We start from the raw sequence: 15,831 nt of genomic DNA, 5'->3' as shown, positions 1-15,831 counted from the left end.
TCATGCTGAACACTCCGGGCAGCACGCCCTTGCAACGCCAAAGTCTTTCCCGGATGGAGGATCGCCTGTCTTTTCTTTACGTCGAACGGGCGATCCTCAACCGGGAAGGCAACGCTTTGACCATTCAAGACTCCAGAGGCATAGCGCATATCCCCGCAACCCAAGTGGGAGTGGTGCTCTTAGGACCAGGGACAAAAGTTACCTACGCTGCGATGGCTTTACTGGGTGACGCCGGTTGCTCCGCCGTTTGGGTCGGAGAGAAAGGAGTGCGCTACTACGCCCACGGAAGACCTGCTGCCAAGACTTCTCGAATGGCTGAAGCCCATGCACGACTCTGGGCGAATCAGCGTTCTCGGCTGCGATGCGCCAGGCGCATGTACAGTATGAGGTTCCCCGGTGAGGATGTCTCGAATTTGCCCCTTTCCCAGTTACGTGGGCGAGAAGGTGCCAGAATGAAGAGGATTTATGCGGAACAATCCAGACGTACCGGAGTTCCGTGGACACGGCGTTCTTATGATCCGAACGATTTTGGTGCGGGCGACCCCATTAACTGTGCACTGACTGAAGGGGCTGCGGCTCTCTATGGAATTGCGCATGCGGTTGTGGTCGGTTTAGGTTTTATTCCTTCCTTGGGAATTATTCACAGTGGCACCGATCGTGCTTTTGTCTATGATGTTGCGGATTTATACAAGGCGGAGATCTCTATTCCGGCTGCCTTTGAGGCTGTTGCCGCCAGCGCGGAGGGGGATGAATTGAATGTGCGAAAAAGGATTCGCGACAAAGTAGTGACTACCAGGCTCATGCAGCGAATGGTCAGGGATTTACAGTATGTCATGGAGATTCCTACCGACGACGCATATATAGATGCAAATCTGTTGTTGTGGGATGAACTTGAAGTCATCGCTGCGGGGGTTAACTGGGCGGATGAGGATAGTGTGCTCCGATGATGGTTTTAAACGTGACTGCAGTTCCAGCAGGGCTTCGCGGAGACCTCACAAAGTGGCTAATCGAAATTGCGCCTGGAGTATTTGTCGGAAACCCTAGTGCGCGTGTACGCGATCTGCTATGGGAACGCACGGTAGCCCTGTGCAAAGATGGACGCGCTCTGCTGATTTTTTCGTCCAACAACGAGCAAGGAATGGAGTTCCGCACCCACCGCCACAGTTGGATACCCACAGACTTCGATGGGGTAACCCTAATGATGAGACCATCGGGGGATGGACAACAGTATTACTCGCGCAGAACCGGATGGTCTATAGCCAGACACCAGGGAAGAAAGCGCAGAGGTGTTTAGATTCCGTTCGGATATACAAAGCTCCTGCGGATACGGATTTGGATTGTATTAAGTACAGCACGGAACCGATTTCAGAAATTAGCAGTTGTATGTACACTGGTTAAATACGTAGTGAATTAGCTGTTCACTAAGTGTGGTCCCCGCACTCGCGGGGATGAGCCCGACCCAAACCTACCCCCCAACTTTACGCGAGCGTGGTCCCCGCACTCGCGGGGATGAGCCCAAATCGCCCCCCGAGGCTTCGCAATCACATCCGTGGTCCCCGCACTCGCGGGGATGAGCCCCTTTCATGACGGCGAAATCCTTACCGCTGCCGAGTGGTCCCCGCACTCGCGGGGATGAGCCGGGTTCCAAGCTCGTTAAACTCGTTCCTAGTCAGTGGTCCCCGCACTCGCGGGGATGAGCCCCCGCTGCCGTATTTCTCCACCCCCGGCGGTCGGTGGTCCCCGCACTCGCGGGGATGAGCCCCACTGGTTTTAGTTTATAGGGGTGTGCGTGTTGTGGTCCCCGCACTCGCGGGGATGAGCCCCCTCCAGCCGTACTCAACTTCACCGGCGCTAAGTGGTCCCCGCACTCGCGGGGATGAGCCCTGTTTTCAGCTGGTCGAGATACCATGCGGCTTGTGGTCCCCGCACTCGCGGGGATGAGCCCCCCCGATAAAGACCGCCTGGGCAATACCAGCAGTGGTCCCCGCACTCGCGGGGATGAGCCTCTCAATCTCGTATGCCCCATCAGACGAGACGCGTGGTCCCCGCACTCGCGGGGATGAGCCCACGCTAAAAGCGTATTTTCAGCGCGGCTATATGTGGTCCCCGCACTCGCGGGGATGAGCCCGTGGCAGTCCCAGCAACAGCAAAAACCCCAACGTGGTCCCCGCACTCGCGGGGATGAGCCCGCGTTGTAGCGCTTGCTTTTTAGCTTCATCTAGTGGTCCCCGCACTCGCGGGGATGAGCCCACCCTTATGTTCAATAGTTATCCAACAATCCAGTGGTCCCCGCACTCGCGGGGATGAGCCCATCAAAGCAATCTTTGTAGGCTATCTAAAATTGTGGTCCCCGCACTCGCGGGGATGAGCCCCAACCGGAGCCGCCCCCAACTCGGCCCCAACAGTGGTCCCCGCACTCGCGGGGATGAGCCCACTCAACGTTAAAGCCGCGCAAGAATGCCTAAGTGGTCCCCGCACTCGCGGGGATGAGCCTGAAGAAGGCCTTGATAGCGTTCCATGTTTTTTGTGGTCCCCGCACTCGCGGGGATGAGCCCCGTTTGTCTGGTTTAATGTCTATCTGGGTAACGTGGTCCCCGCACTCGCGGGGATGAGCCCAAGCCGCCGAGTTCGCGAATCTTAGCGAATGGGTGGTCCCCGCACTCGCGGGGATGAGCCCAAATCCACCTAAGACACGAAAAAGAAAAAGCCGTGGTCCCCGCACTCGCGGGGATGAGCCTCAGCCCGATAAACACGAAAAACCCAGCGAGCAGTGGTCCCCGCACTCGCGGGGGATGAGCCTCTCCCACGCTACCGGGCGGTCTTTCGGCACCAAGTGGTCCCCGCACTCGCGGGGATGAGCCGTGGGCTTGCTAGGTTTTGTGTTGCTCGCTGGGGTGGTCCCCGCACTCGCGGGGATGAGCCCCATAACACGCAAGGTTTTACTGAGCCACCATTGTGGTCCCCGCACTCGCGGGGATGAGCCCGGGTCAATGCTGGACGCAGTAACCGACTACGCGTGGTCCCCGCACTCGCGGGGATGAGCCTGAACGCACGATACGCCGTTGGGGACAGGGCACGTGGTCCCCGCACTCGCGGGGATGAGCCCAATCATGGAAAACGAATGCCCGCGCTGCCACAGTGGTCCCCGCACCTGCGGGGATGAGCCCTCATCGAGAGCATTGAGGGCGCGCTATGGGAGGTGGTCCCCGCACCTGCGGGGATGAGCCGGGCGCACTAAACCACTAATGAGAACGGTGGAGGTGGTCCCCGCACCTGCGGGGATGAGCCGGCTACTCACAGCTATCGATAGCGACCCGGCTAGTGGTCCCCGCACTCGCGGGGATGAGCCGCAGCTTTTAGCGGCGGGGTCTGGCAGTAAGCTGTGGTCCCCGCACTCGCGGGGATGAGCCCCCATAACACCCACGATAGCAGCGAGAGGGAAAGTGGTCCCCGCACTCGCGGGGATGAGCCTAATGAGGTCAGGATTTGGCGAAATCAACCTTGGTGGTCCCCGCACTCGCGGGGATGAGCCTCCCCTGAGAATCCATTGATGAATCGCCCACTTGTGGTCCCCGCACTCGCGGGGATGAGCCGGTGAACGCGACCCTATCGAGCGCTACGGTGTAGTGGTCCCCGCACTCGCGGGGATGAGCCGTCCTCGGTTTCAACCTGGTAGAAATCTACAGAGTGGTCCCCGCACTCGCGGGGATGAGCCTGTGAGCGCGGACGCTTTCAAAGCCTCCTCAGCGTGGTCCCCGCACTCGCGGGGATGAGCCCGCGTTGTAGCGCTTGCCTTTTAGCTTCATCTAGTGGTCCCCGCACTCGCGGGGATGAGACTGAGGGTCGCGTCTTGAACAGGGATAATTCTCAGTGGTCCCCGCACTCGCGGGGATGAGCCTAGGGGTTCGGATTGCTCCCACTGGTTTGTCTGGTGGTCTCCGCACTCGCGGGGATAATCCCAATGTTGCCTAACGTGCCTCTGTTCGGCGCTGCTGCTGAAGACCGCGCCAGTCTGCGCCAACGAGTCGTGGAAAAGCTCCAAACCCTGTTTGATCGCTTTTACGTGCTGTAAAGTTCTTTGCAATTTGCGCTGGCACGGTATTAGCCACAGTTTCTATCGTGTGCAGACTAGGCTCCGAAGGTCACAGAGATGACTAAATGTATTTCGTCGACTCCAGGTCGTCCGTGACCTGTCCGTGAGTCGCGCAGGTGATTCCTGCTGATGGCGTCTGAAATTTGGTCATCTCTGTCAGGTTAAGAGTCTGATTTCGATGCATGATTAAATTTTCCGTCAGAACCGTCATCCTTACAGCTCACATACGCGGGAGAAAATCAGCACACTTTACCTACCGAAACCAACAATGGGTGCTAGCTGCAATTGGACGGAATCATTGTGCCCAGAAGCGGGGTTGCTCTGCGTGTATCACCATTTCGTGCTGCCGGTCGTGCGGATTAGCCATTTTACAATCGCCGCTACTGCGGCACCCTGTGCCCAGCGGTCGAAGCTACCTGAGCGCCGATGAACTCTGATCCGGGGATCGTTAGGGCGACCATATGATTTCAAATGTTTGTCAAAGTTATCAGCCCATCGTGATTCCAGGAGGCACACGCCCTCTCCGTCTAAAACTACGTCAAGTACTAACGCCGCTGAGGCTACCGTTTGCACATAAATAGCTAGATTCTCAGTGAATTCTATAATTGCGCGGCGGCATGATTTATCGCCATAATCTGCCAGATTGATGAGCTCTTCAGCAGAAGTGGGGGCAGAATCGCTGTTGGTGATTGCTCTACCGGCCTGTGCGCGCGATAAAACTGCTGGCAAAGTTAAAGCGCCATTAGCACAACCCACGTGCCCGTATTGGCAGACCCCGTGAGCTCCTGCCAAAGGGATGTGAGAAGTGGTTCCCAGTCCGCTGAGAGGAGAACGCACCGCTCTTAAATTGTGTACCATGCCGTTCCCGATGCCAGCCCCAATAGTGGCAACCACAAAGTCTTCACATTTGCGACCGAGTCCGAACCATTGCTCTAACATGGTCAAGCCGGTGACATCGTTAACGAACTCAATATCCGGGTGTGAAGATGAATTTATTTCGTAGGTGATGCTATGTAAATCAACGTTTTGCCAGCCTAAAAACCGATTTTCTTTAATCCTAGAGGAATCTATTTTTCCCCCTAAGGAAATCCCAATTCCCTCCAACTGGGAATCATCTTGATTTCCGATTTGTCTACGAATGACAGCGCAGAGCTGGTGTAAGCAATCTTCGGGGGCGTGGCTTTCTACCGGCACTGCTTCCCGCGACAAAATCCGTGCGTTGGCGTCCGTACGCACACAATGAATCATCGTTCCCGTCAGATTAACCCCGATGAAAGCATGTTGATCTGGGGGCACCGCTAATAGTTGGGTGGGGCGCCCCATGCCGGTTTTTGAGACTCCAGAACGCACTTCGGTAATCATCCCGCTCTTCATCAACGGACGTACTAAACGCGTCAGCGTAGCGGGAGATAGTTCTAGGTCTCGGGCGGTGTCGGCACGAGAAAGGGGACCGTGCGCCAGAATGTGGGCAGCAGTAGCTAGTGACGAGTCGTCAAAAAGTCGCGTCATAGTTTCCTTTTCCCTCTGGGTAGCAGCGGTCTTTACACTGAACCGGAACAAAATATGTGGAAAGTGCTTCAAAACTCCTTGTTCCCAGTTTACATATGCGCTACTATCTTTAGTAGTGAAAATATGTCGGCGCGAGGTGGCGGCGGCTAAAAATCCTGGGAGGGTTCAATGGCGAATTTTTCACGTTTAATTCATTTACGCAATGGGGGAACATCGCTCTGTTTACGCATTACAGAACGGGGAGTTCCTCAGGTTATTTATTGGGGAACCGATCTCGGGTATCTCAGTTCGGCGCAGTGTGAAGAAATCTCAAAGTCGCAGTATTCTGCGGTGGTCTCGGGGACTTCAGATATTCCGCCGCTCTTTTCTTTAGTTCCGCAACAAAGTGAGGGGTGGATTGGAACTCCTGGTCTGATTGGATCTCGGCAGTCAGGGGCACTCTTTTCTGCTTTCATTCCGATTGATGTCCAAACCGATGGTCAGGGAACCAATGGAGCGCCCTCGGAAGTAACGGTAACTCTCCATGACGAAGAAGCCGATATTAATTTAACCATTGCGGTAGAAGTCACCCCCTCTGGGGTCATCCGCGGGCAAGCGAAAGTGATTAATACCGGAGCTGACGGCTACGAGGTTCAATCGCTACTGCTGGGGCTGCCCACTCCGGCAAGTGAAACCTATGTATTGGACCAAACGGGGCACCATCTGCGAGAACGTGATATTCAAAAGCATGAGTTCACTATTGGCTCTCACCAGCGAGAAATTAATGTTGCTCGCGGACATACTATTTCCAGCATTCATGGCACCTGCCAGCCGAATACCTCTTGGCAGGACGGACTCGTTCACTATGTGCATGTGGCGTGGTCGGGCAATACTCGCACTATCGCAGAAAAAGACACGCAGGGTTATCAGGGCATATTGGCGGGAGAATTGCTGTTCCCTGGCGAGGTGGTACTTAAACGCGGTGAAGAGTACTGCTCACCCTGGATTGTGGGAACCTGGGGACACGGTCTCGATGAGGCAGCAGCCCGGATGCATAGTTTTGTCCGCAGTCGGACTGCCCATCCTGCTACCGAACGCCCCGTTACCCTCAACGCTTGGGAAGCGGTCTACTTTGACCAGTCCTTGCCGCGTTTGCTGAAATTGGTAGATTTGGCAGCCGAAGCCGGGGCAGAACGTTTTGTGCTCGATGACGGATGGTTCTCGGGACGCCGTGACGATACCTCAAGTTTGGGGGATTGGACTGTGTCCGCAGAAGTGTGGCCTGACGGTCTTTCTCCGCTGGCTGACGCGGTGCACAGTAAAGGGATGCAATTCGGCTTGTGGTTTGAACCCGAAATGGTGAACCCTAACTCCCAAGTGGCGCGCGAACATCCAGATTGGATGCTTTCTCCACGTACCCACCGTCCGCAAGAAGCGCGCTATCAGCAGGTCATGGACCTGACCAATCCCAAAGCCTTTGAGCATGTTAAGGGGCAAATGCTGGAAGTCTTGGATTCAACGCAGATTGAATATATTAAGTGGGACTTCAATCGTGACCTCTACGAAGCGGTTTCTCCCACTACCGGTTGTCCGGTGTACCATCAGCAAACACTAGCGACCTATCGCTTACTGCGCGATATTAAAGAAGCCCATCCGCATCTCGAAATTGAGTCTTGTGCAGGAGGAGGAGGACGCATCGATTTAGGGATAATGGAATATGCGGTGCGAATTTGGGGATCTGACTGTACAGATCCGATTGAGCGTAAGCAGATAGAAGCGGGTACCTGTTTGCTGCTTCCCCCAGAGCTAATCGGCTCCCACGTGGCTTCCCCCGTGTCGCACCAGACCGGTCGAACCTTAAATTTGTCGTTGCGCGCATCTAACGCATTGTTCTCTCACATGGGAATTGAATGGGACTTGACAACGGCTAGTGCGTCAGAGCTTAAAGAACTCGCCAGCTGGGTAGCGCTTCACAAGGAGCTGCGCCCGATGTTGCACTCCGGACGAGTCGTTCATCTAGATCACCCTGACCGGGGATATTGGGTGCATGGGGTAGTATCCGCTGATCAAACGCGTGCAGTCTATGCGGTGACCCGTTTACATAGCTCCCCCCAACGCCCTTCGCCGGCACTATGCCTGCCAGGTCTGGAAGCCACAACTACTTATCGAGTACGCGAACTGCTCCCACAAGGTGTCGAATCAGAAATCGGTAACGGACAGGGTTCCGTACCTTGGTGGGGAACAGGCTTAGAGCTGCCGGGGAGTGTCCTTGAACACTCTGGAATTCGTTTCCCGGATTTAAATCCCCTGCAAACAGTGTTATTAGAAGTATCTGCTAGATAATCCATTTTTTATCCAATTTTTTCATGTTAAGAAAGGAGACCAGGATGGAAACATCCTCAGATGTTGTTTCGACGAGGAAACAACGTCCCGTGATTATTTCACGTCAAGCGCGATACGCGTTGATATTTCTGATTCCTGCCGGAATTGGTTTATTTTTCTTTTACCTTTTACCCGCAGTGCGTGGATTCTATTTTTCATTCACGGACTATGCGGTGCTAACCCCGGCCAGGTGGACAGGGCTGGCAAACTATCAGCGTCTGATTTTTGATCCTCTGTTTTGGAATGCCGTAAAAGTGACGGTTTACTATGTGGTGCTAAACATTGGTTTCCAAACCATTATTGCTATTGGGCTGGCAGTGTTGCTACAGAGATTGACAAATTCAACGCTAATTCGAGGGATGGCTTTGCTTCCCTATTTCATAGCGAACGTAGTGGTAGCTTTGGTTTGGTACTTCATGATGGACTACCAAATCGGTATTGTCAATGAAATGCTTAACTGGATTGGTCTCGACCGAGTGGCTTTCTTTGGAGAATCTGCTTGGGCGATTCCCACGGTTGCTTTTGTGAACGTGTGGCGCCACATGGGTTACACGGCACTGCTGATTTTTGCGGGTTTGCAAACCATCAATCGAACGGTGTGGGAGGCTGCTGATATTGATGGAGCTGGAGAGATACGCAAATTCTTCTCCATCACTTTGCCTCTATTGCGACCGGTGCTAGCAATGGTCATGGTCGTTACCATCACCGGATCATTCCAAATCTTCGATACTGTTGCGATTACCACCAAAGGTGGTCCGATTAATGCTACTCGCGTTATTTATTACTACATTTGGGATTTGGCATTTGGGCAACTTGACTTTGGATACGCCTCTGCTATTGCCATGGTGCTGTTCGTTCTGTTATTTGGAATCTCACTCATTCAGCTGCGGCTGATGCGTGCCGGCGAATCAGATGAACTGTGAGGAACTAAAAATGACTACCACAACTTTGAAAACTGCTACCAAACAAACGGATAAACACCCTCATATGGGGCACACCGGAAAAATTGGCTCAAAGAAACATCATGGGCTGGGATTTTATTGCGCCTGGGGCTGCTTGATTATTCTGTTGATTATTACGGTGTTCCCCTTCCTTTGGATGTTGCGATCTTCTCTCATGACCAACACTGAACTGTTGGCACATCCTGGAACTATCTGGCCAAAGAATCCGACTTTTGATGCCTATCGGCGAGTATTCGGTATGACCACTCCGGAAGAATCTCTGGTCCAGGGGGGAGCTGGTGCCTCTATAAACTTCTGGTTATATCTGCGTAACTCTTGCATAGTGGCCTCTACTGTAATGGTGGGACAAACCTTGTTCTCAGCTATGGCGGCCTATGCTTTTTCACGATTAAGGTGGAGAGGTCGGGAAGTAGTATTCGCGATTTTCCTGTCAGCGTTGATGGTTCCGGCAATTTTTACTGCTATCCCGAACTTTGTCTTGATTAAACAACTGGGACTGCTAAATACTTTTGCCGGCATTGTGCTTCCCACTTTCTTTATGACCCCTTTCTCTATATTCTTCCTCCGGCAATTTTTCCTGGGAATCCCGCGAGAGATTGACGAGGCTGCCATGATTGATGGGGCAGGTCCCTTCAAGGTATTCTTCCGGGTTATCTGCCCTATGACTTCTGCCCCGATTATCACTCTAGCGGTTCTTACCTTTATCAATGCTTGGAACGATTACATGTGGCCTCTGTTAGTGGGACAATCTGATCGGGTCCGGGTATTGACGGTTGCCCTGGGAATTTTCCGGTCGCAAAAGCCTCAAGGTTCACCAGACTGGACCGCACTGATGGCGGCGGCTCTGGTATCCGCACTTCCCATTATCATTTTGTTCACCATCCTCGGAAAGAGGATCGTGAACTCTGTTGGATTCTCTGGAATTAAGTGAGGCTCGACATGAAAAATTCTGTGATTGCTGTATCCGGGCGACGGTTTATGGTCGCAGCTCTTGCTGTTGTACTGGCTGGCATCTTAACGGTCGGATTAACTTCATGTAGCTCTCAAGTCAGCGGTAAACCAGGGCAAACCACCCTGCGGTATTGGCTGTGGGATTCCGGGCAACTTCCCGGATACCGGCAATGCGCGGCGGATTTTGAAAAAGAAAATCCCGATGTTCATATCCAAATTGAACAGTTCGGATGGGACGATTATTGGACGCAAATTACCGCCTCGATGGTGGCTGAAAATGCGCCCGATGTATTTACTGACCATACTTCTCAGTTCGGTAAGTACTCTGCTTTGGGACAGCTTCTAGATATCGATCCTTACGTTAAGCGGGATAACTACGACTTGAGTCATTATGCGGCAGGTCTGGCCGATCAGTGGAAATCAGCAGATGGAAAACATCGATATGGTCTTCCCAAAGACTGGGACACCGAGGCTATTTTCTACAACGAAGACATGGTTAAGGCAGCTGGTTACACCAAAGACGATTTATGGAAACTCGAGTGGAATCCTCAGGACGGAGGCAGTTTTGAGAAGTTTTTGGCTCGTCTGACCGTTGACGTGAATGGTGTTCACGGCGATGAACCTGGCTTTGATAAGAAACATGTGAAAGTTTATGGAACCGGTTACAACGACACTGGTGGCGGTCTCGGTCAGATTCAATGGTCGCCTTATGCCCTGTCCAATGGAGAATGGAGATGGACCGAGAAAAACCCTTGGGGAATGCACTTTAACTACGATGATCCGAAATTCCAAGAAACTATCGGATGGTGGATTTCCTTAATCAAGAAAGGCTATATGCCGCCGTTGTCAGTTGCTACTTCAGGAGTGGGGACAGTAGAGTCGTTGGGGTCGGGATCGTACGCGACCTTGTTAGAAGGTTCCTGGAATATTTCTACCATTGATAACGCAACTGATTTACCGATTCAAGTCGCTCCGACCCCGATTGGACCTGATGGACATCGCGCTTCAGTTACTAATGGTCTGGCAGATTCAATTTGGGTGGGAACTAAGCATCCTCAAGAATCTTGGCGCTGGGTTAAATATCTGGGGTCAGCAAAATGCCAGGATGTGATTGCTGAGCAGGGGACCGTATTCCCCGCCATTACTACGTCGACCGATAAGGCGATTAAAACTTTCGAAGATATGGGATATGACGCTCGCGCCTTCTCAGTTCATCTGGAAGACAAAACTACCGTCCCCTCGCTGGTGGTTGATCGTTGGGCACAGGTCGATGCCCTCATGAAACCGGCAATGGCCAGTGTGATGTCGTTTGAAAGCGAACCATCAAGCCTGACTGAAGCGAACCGACGGGTTAATGCGTTGATGAGCGCAAATCGGGGGAAGCGTTAGGTGATGTAAAAGGAAGATTTCATTTTTGGGCGCCCCTATCGCTGTTGCGGTAGGGGCGCCCGACTCTTACCTGCTGCCTGACCGACTCAATTTGCTCATAATCTGCTAGGTTTTGTAGGGTTTCGCAGTTTGCTTGGTAATCGTTGAGACGCTTAGGTTGCGCGAGTTAGGTTAAATTCTGACTAGGTAAATCGTTAATCGCGTTGATCTGTCGGAGTTCCTTTAAATCGAATTTAGGTGTTCGTTCGTAGGTCAGCAGTCCGTTGACCTCTTGCTCGACATCCGTGAGCTGGGTGTAACAGAAGCCTTGCACGTATTGCGAAGAACGTAAGGTTGAAATTAGGCGACGATAAGTGGCTAAAAATTCTGCCGCTGAAGATACACCGAGGTAACTCCAATCTGAAATCTGATTGGTGGCAAATCCGATACCTCCGCATTCAGTAATCAAGATGGGCTCTCCTCGGTAGCCAAACCCTGTAGCGTACACAGGATGACCGCTGACAAATTGGGACACTAACGCTTCCTTGGAAGTTAAAGTTTCGCAAAACTGGGCGAATTCGGAATCGTCTGCATCCTTACCCAGCTTGTAATTGTGGATGGCGCAGATATCGGTGATTGTTTGATCCCAGCCATCGTTGGAACTCAGCAGACGAGTGTCGTCTAGTGACCGCAAGAGGTGGTACAGGGCTTGTGCCCAATGCTGCTGTCGCTGGTTCGAATGAATTTGTGGGACTCCCCAGCTTTCATTCAAAGGCACCCATGCCACGATACACGGATGATTACGGTCGCGTTGATAAACAGATTTCCAAGAATCATAAATGGCTATTTGTGACTCTGTGGTGAATAGCGGGGTAGAAGAACATTCTTCCCAGACTAGAAACCCAAGTTGGTCTGCCCAATAGAGAAAACGGGGATCTTCAAGTTTTTGATGCTTGCGGCAACCGTTGAATCCCATCTCTTTCGCAAGCGAAATATCAAGTCGGTAGTCATCATCGGTAGGGGCGGTGAGCAGGCTTCGCGGCCAATAGCCTTGGTCAAGAACTAGCTTTTGATAGTAGGGCTTATTATTTAAATAAATAATTCCATTCTCGGTATGGATTTTTCGCATTCCAAAATAGCTGCGGACGGAATCTAGCTCGAGATTTGAATTAATATCCGATAAGGTTAGCTCTACTGTAAATAGATTGGGGTATTCTGGGCTCCATATGTATTCATCGGCACCATGAAATCCGGTACGAAAAATATCTGACCCGAAAATATCCACAGAAAACTTCAGCGTGGGACCGACGCATTTGATTTGTGTCTCAACGAATAATTTATCTTGGTAATGAATCTGTACCTTTAGCCAGGTATTTGAGGAGCTGGTTTTCGTATGCACTGTGAACTCAACAGATCCGCTGTCCAGGGCTGGCTTAATGGCTAAAGACTCAATGCGCTGTTCGTTGACAACTTCCGTCCAAACTGTTTGCCAGATTCCACTGCTCCGCGTGTACCAGATTCCTTTGGGTTTGAATTCCCAGAACTGTTTCCCGCGCGGTATTTCTTGGTTAGTCAGCGGGTCATAAACGCGTAAACAAAGGTTTTGAGTGGTTCCTTCGGTAAGGAAAGGTGTGATGTCGACGGAAAACGGAGTTTCACCGCCGGTGTGCTCTTTTACCATTTGCCCGTTTAAAAAAACTTGTGTTTGATAATCAACTGCCCCAAAATGCAGTAATAAATGCTGTTGTGGGGTTAAACTCGGAGCATCAAAGTTGCGTTTGTACCAGATAATGTCATGTTGCTCCCGAGTATTAATACCACTCAGCTCGCACTCATACACAAAGGGAACATTAATCTGCATAGGGAAAGGAGAGTCTGGCATATACCAACGCTCCCGCAGACCCTTATCGTCATCGTCAAAGCGGAAATCCCATGTCCCATTTAGATTCTGCCAATTTTCTCTCTCGAATTGGGGGCGAGGATACTCGCTGCGCAAATAGTTCATAAGATTCTCCCAGGGCTGGATCTAGTCGGTATTCTTACTGCTTATATAAAGTTGTTGACAGCAGTTGATTATATTTGGTTTTAAACTGTAAATTTTTGCAGCTTTATTTTACCGGATTTTGTTGGGTGATTGGTGTGAGTAGCGTGGTTTTTATTTGTCTGCCTGGTTTATGACCTGCTGTTACAAGTTCATTTGTCGGGCTGAGGTATGCAAAAATAGATTCGTGAGTAAGGCATCCCCCTCCCACCTGCCCGTGCTTGGGGTAGGACCATTCTACGTTTCTGGTATTTTCATCGTCACGATCTCCGCAACCATTTTCAGATATCTGGGATGGCTGAGGATTGGGACGATTGATAACTTATGGATCCGAAAACTTTTGATTCTGATTGGCATTGTTTTGATGGTGGAGGCTATAACCGTGTGGTGCTTAGCCGTGTTTGGCTCGCACATGGTAGAAAGCGTCAAAACCGGTCAATTAATGACCACTGGAATCTACGCTTGGGTGCGTCATCCTGTCTACACAGCTTTCTTCCTGCTCAACACCGGTATTCTGATCTCACAAACAAACTGGTGTTTGATGGCCTTGCCGTTCGTTTATTGGCTCGCATTGAGTATTTTATTGAAACACACCGAAGAACGCTGGTTGCAGCAAAAGTTTGGTGCTCAGTACGCCAGATACGCAGCTCGCGTAAATCGTGTATTCCCCTGGCCACCCCGTGGACCCGAAACCATCTGAAGGCGAGTTTTCACCCACTTCAGCAGGGCAGGGTAGATGACATTGGTCTTCTCGATGATATATGGGAGAAGTTTTTCGAGAACCATTGTCGCGACCGAGCCTCAAACCCGTGCCTTTGTCAGATAAAAACCGTGTGGGCTAAGGAAAACCCCAGCCCACACGGTTGAATTTTAGTCACAGAGCGCGGCGTTCAAACCTTGCGGTAGAACCCCTTGAGTGCGGTGTGCTTCATCACGGTACCAATGAGCACGCCGAGGCGCCCCAAACCGAGACGAGCCGCGTGGAGATCGATGAGCTCGACGAGGTTCCCGTCCGGGTCGCGGAAGAATGCCCAATCAGCACCGGAAGAATGCACCGGTTCATTCATGAACTCCGCGCCTTCCCGACGCAGGCGGTTCACCCAACCGGGCACGTTGGAGACATGGAAGGCGATGTGGGAGTATCCGGGTCGATTCCAAGTCTCGCGTTCGTCCGTCACCACGGGCGGATCGAACTCGAACAATTCCAGGATGTTGCCGGAACGGGAACACATGAAGCCCAGGCGAACTCGCTTAATGCCCTCCACGTGATACAACCGCTCGACAGGCTTCAAATCATCGCCAGTGATTTCCAGATAGTTCATCAGTTTCAGCCCGAACACCCGGTCATACCATTGGACGGCGCGCTCGAAGTTCGCCACGGTAACGCCAACATGACCCAGACCCCAGTTGATACCGATGCTGTTCATTTTGTTGCGACATTCCCGCTGCTTGCGTTCCAGGAATTCTTCCTTGCCCAGCTTTTTCAGCTCTAGTGCGTTGTCCACAGCCAGCTTTACGCCGTAACCCAGCAGCACCAACGCGCCGAGTTTGGTCGCTTTCCGGCAGGTTGTCTTCATAAAACGTCGCTTGCAACTGACTGTTTTGGCTGCTTTACTTCGCATAGTCACCCACCGCCATCATCAGCGCGCCTAGTTCGGCACCGTATTCGGGCGAACCTTCCATCGACATGCGACCCGATGCCTGGGCATCCAGAAGGTCATCTGTCTGCAGTAAGGTCCCTAATGCGGAGGTTACCGAGTCGAAGCGCATCGTAAAGAACGCGGCGCTGCGTGTGTATTCCCCGCGAAATGCCTTTGACTTCCCGGCTTTGATGCGGATGTATGCACCCAGTTCGGGATGTCCATCCACGACATAGGCGTAAACGCGATCCGGCGAAGGATCCGTCCACGCATGCACACCGGGATGCCCCGCCTTATTCAGCTGGCTCATGCCGGTGGTCAGCAGGTAGAACATGCACTTCGTCAGCAGTTTCCGGTCATCCTCAATCTTGGGTGCCGCCGTTGCGCCCAGCAGACTGGACATCGCCAACAGAGCCTTCACGGTAGCGACCAAAAGTCCTGGATTGCTCAGCCCCCCGCGAATCTTGGGCAGGTTCACCTTGCCTTTAAAGAAGTCGTTGAGCTTCTCGGGGGAAGGGAACTCGATTTCCACGTTCGGCAGCGGGTGTGCGCCCAGCTTCGGCGTAATGCTCGCACCGTGAATAATCAGGTGCGTGGCGTAACGTTCCGGACGTCCGTCTATCGACGTGCCCGCCGGGGTCAGACAAGAAATCTGGACCACGCCTTCCTTGCCTTTAAAGGCTGCCGCCAACTCCGGCTTTTCGGCTACAATTGGTTTCAACAGCGGAATGACCGCGTTGAGGAACACCACGTTGGCGTACCGAACTTCGTCGTCAATGCTGGAATTGGGACCCATCGGGAACGGCTTGGCTTTCGTTTTCTTTTCACAAGATTCTCCGCACGCCTTGTCGGTCTGAGTTGCCTGAGGCGGGGCGGAGCTTTGTTTCGTTTCTTTAGTCATGGCGC

At 52.3% G+C, this 15,831-nt stretch carries 11 protein-coding genes and 2 CRISPR repeat arrays; of the genes, 7 read left to right on the top strand and 4 right to left on the bottom strand.

What is annotated here, in order from left to right; genetic code table 11:
• The first annotated feature begins 2 nt into the window (after positions 1–2).
• Entirely contained in the window at positions 3–947 is a 945-nt protein-coding gene (gene cas1e, locus HMPREF0574_RS08110; protein ID WP_004008256.1) for a type I-E CRISPR-associated endonuclease Cas1e, read from the top strand.
• Positions 944–1,294, top strand: coding sequence for a type I-E CRISPR-associated endoribonuclease Cas2e (cas2e, locus tag HMPREF0574_RS09560; RefSeq protein WP_041797867.1), 351 nt, complete (start codon positions 944–946; stop codon positions 1,292–1,294). Before cas1e ends, cas2e begins: the two co-directional genes overlap by 4 nt.
• 133 nt (positions 1,295–1,427) lie before the next feature.
• Positions 1,428–2,737: direct repeats of the CRISPR family, unit length 28 nt; unit sequence GTGGTCCCCGCACTCGCGGGGATGAGCC.
• A 95-nt stretch (positions 2,738–2,832) separates the two neighbouring features.
• Positions 2,833–3,959: a CRISPR direct-repeat array (repeat unit 28 nt; unit sequence GTGGTCCCCGCACTCGCGGGGATGAGCC).
• A 464-nt stretch (positions 3,960–4,423) separates the two neighbouring features.
• Here the strand turns inward: cas2e and HMPREF0574_RS08105 are convergent.
• A complete protein-coding gene (locus HMPREF0574_RS08105; protein ID WP_236585927.1) occupies positions 4,424–5,602 on the bottom strand; it encodes an ROK family transcriptional regulator in 1,179 nt (392 codons plus the stop codon).
• Positions 5,603–5,770: 168 nt separating this feature from the next.
• Here HMPREF0574_RS08105 and HMPREF0574_RS08100 point away from each other — a divergent pair, with 168 nt between their 5' ends.
• Genes HMPREF0574_RS08100 through HMPREF0574_RS08085 form a run of 4 tightly spaced genes read left to right on the top strand, consistent with a single transcriptional unit; the run spans position 5,771 to position 11,265 of the window.
• Positions 5,771–7,924, top strand: a complete 2,154-nt coding sequence (locus tag HMPREF0574_RS08100) for an alpha-galactosidase (RefSeq protein ID WP_004008249.1) — start codon at positions 5,771–5,773, stop codon at positions 7,922–7,924.
• A gap of 23 nt (positions 7,925–7,947) precedes the next feature.
• On the top strand, positions 7,948–8,886 hold the full coding sequence (locus HMPREF0574_RS08095) for a carbohydrate ABC transporter permease (RefSeq protein ID WP_004008248.1): 939 nt from the start codon (positions 7,948–7,950) through the stop codon (positions 8,884–8,886).
• On the top strand, positions 8,876–9,856 hold the full coding sequence (locus HMPREF0574_RS08090) for a carbohydrate ABC transporter permease (RefSeq protein WP_004008247.1): 981 nt from the start codon (positions 8,876–8,878) through the stop codon (positions 9,854–9,856). The genes HMPREF0574_RS08095 and HMPREF0574_RS08090 overlap by 11 nt, the downstream gene beginning before the upstream one ends.
• 8 nt (positions 9,857–9,864) lie before the next feature.
• Positions 9,865–11,265 carry an ABC transporter substrate-binding protein gene (locus HMPREF0574_RS08085; protein ID WP_211581182.1) on the top strand — a complete coding sequence of 467 codons (1,401 nt, stop codon included), beginning with the start codon at positions 9,865–9,867 and terminating at the stop codon, positions 11,263–11,265.
• A 166-nt stretch (positions 11,266–11,431) separates the two neighbouring features.
• Here HMPREF0574_RS08085 and HMPREF0574_RS08080 read toward each other — a convergent pair whose 3' ends face one another.
• Entirely contained in the window at positions 11,432–13,249 is a 1,818-nt protein-coding gene (locus HMPREF0574_RS08080; RefSeq protein ID WP_004008245.1) for a glycoside hydrolase family 2 protein, read from the bottom strand.
• A gap of 223 nt (positions 13,250–13,472) precedes the next feature.
• Here HMPREF0574_RS08080 and HMPREF0574_RS08075 point away from each other — a divergent pair, with 223 nt between their 5' ends.
• On the top strand, positions 13,473–13,985 hold the full coding sequence (locus HMPREF0574_RS08075; RefSeq protein WP_236585924.1) for a methyltransferase family protein: 513 nt from the start codon (positions 13,473–13,475) through the stop codon (positions 13,983–13,985).
• Positions 13,986–14,175: 190 nt separating this feature from the next.
• Here HMPREF0574_RS08075 and HMPREF0574_RS08070 read toward each other — a convergent pair whose 3' ends face one another.
• Positions 14,176–14,862, bottom strand: a complete 687-nt coding sequence (locus tag HMPREF0574_RS08070) for a VOC family protein (RefSeq protein WP_004008243.1) — start codon at positions 14,860–14,862, stop codon at positions 14,176–14,178.
• A gap of 34 nt (positions 14,863–14,896) precedes the next feature.
• A complete protein-coding gene (locus tag HMPREF0574_RS08065) occupies positions 14,897–15,826 on the bottom strand; it encodes a hypothetical protein (protein ID WP_004008242.1) in 930 nt (309 codons plus the stop codon).
• Positions 15,827–15,831: the final 5 nt, after the last annotated feature.

Source organism: Mobiluncus curtisii subsp. curtisii ATCC 35241, from assembly GCF_000146285.1.
GTDB lineage: Bacteria > Actinomycetota > Actinomycetes > Actinomycetales > Actinomycetaceae > Mobiluncus > Mobiluncus curtisii.
The sequence above is the reverse complement of the archived record's forward strand: the minus strand, read 5'-3'. Positions and strand labels throughout refer to the sequence as shown.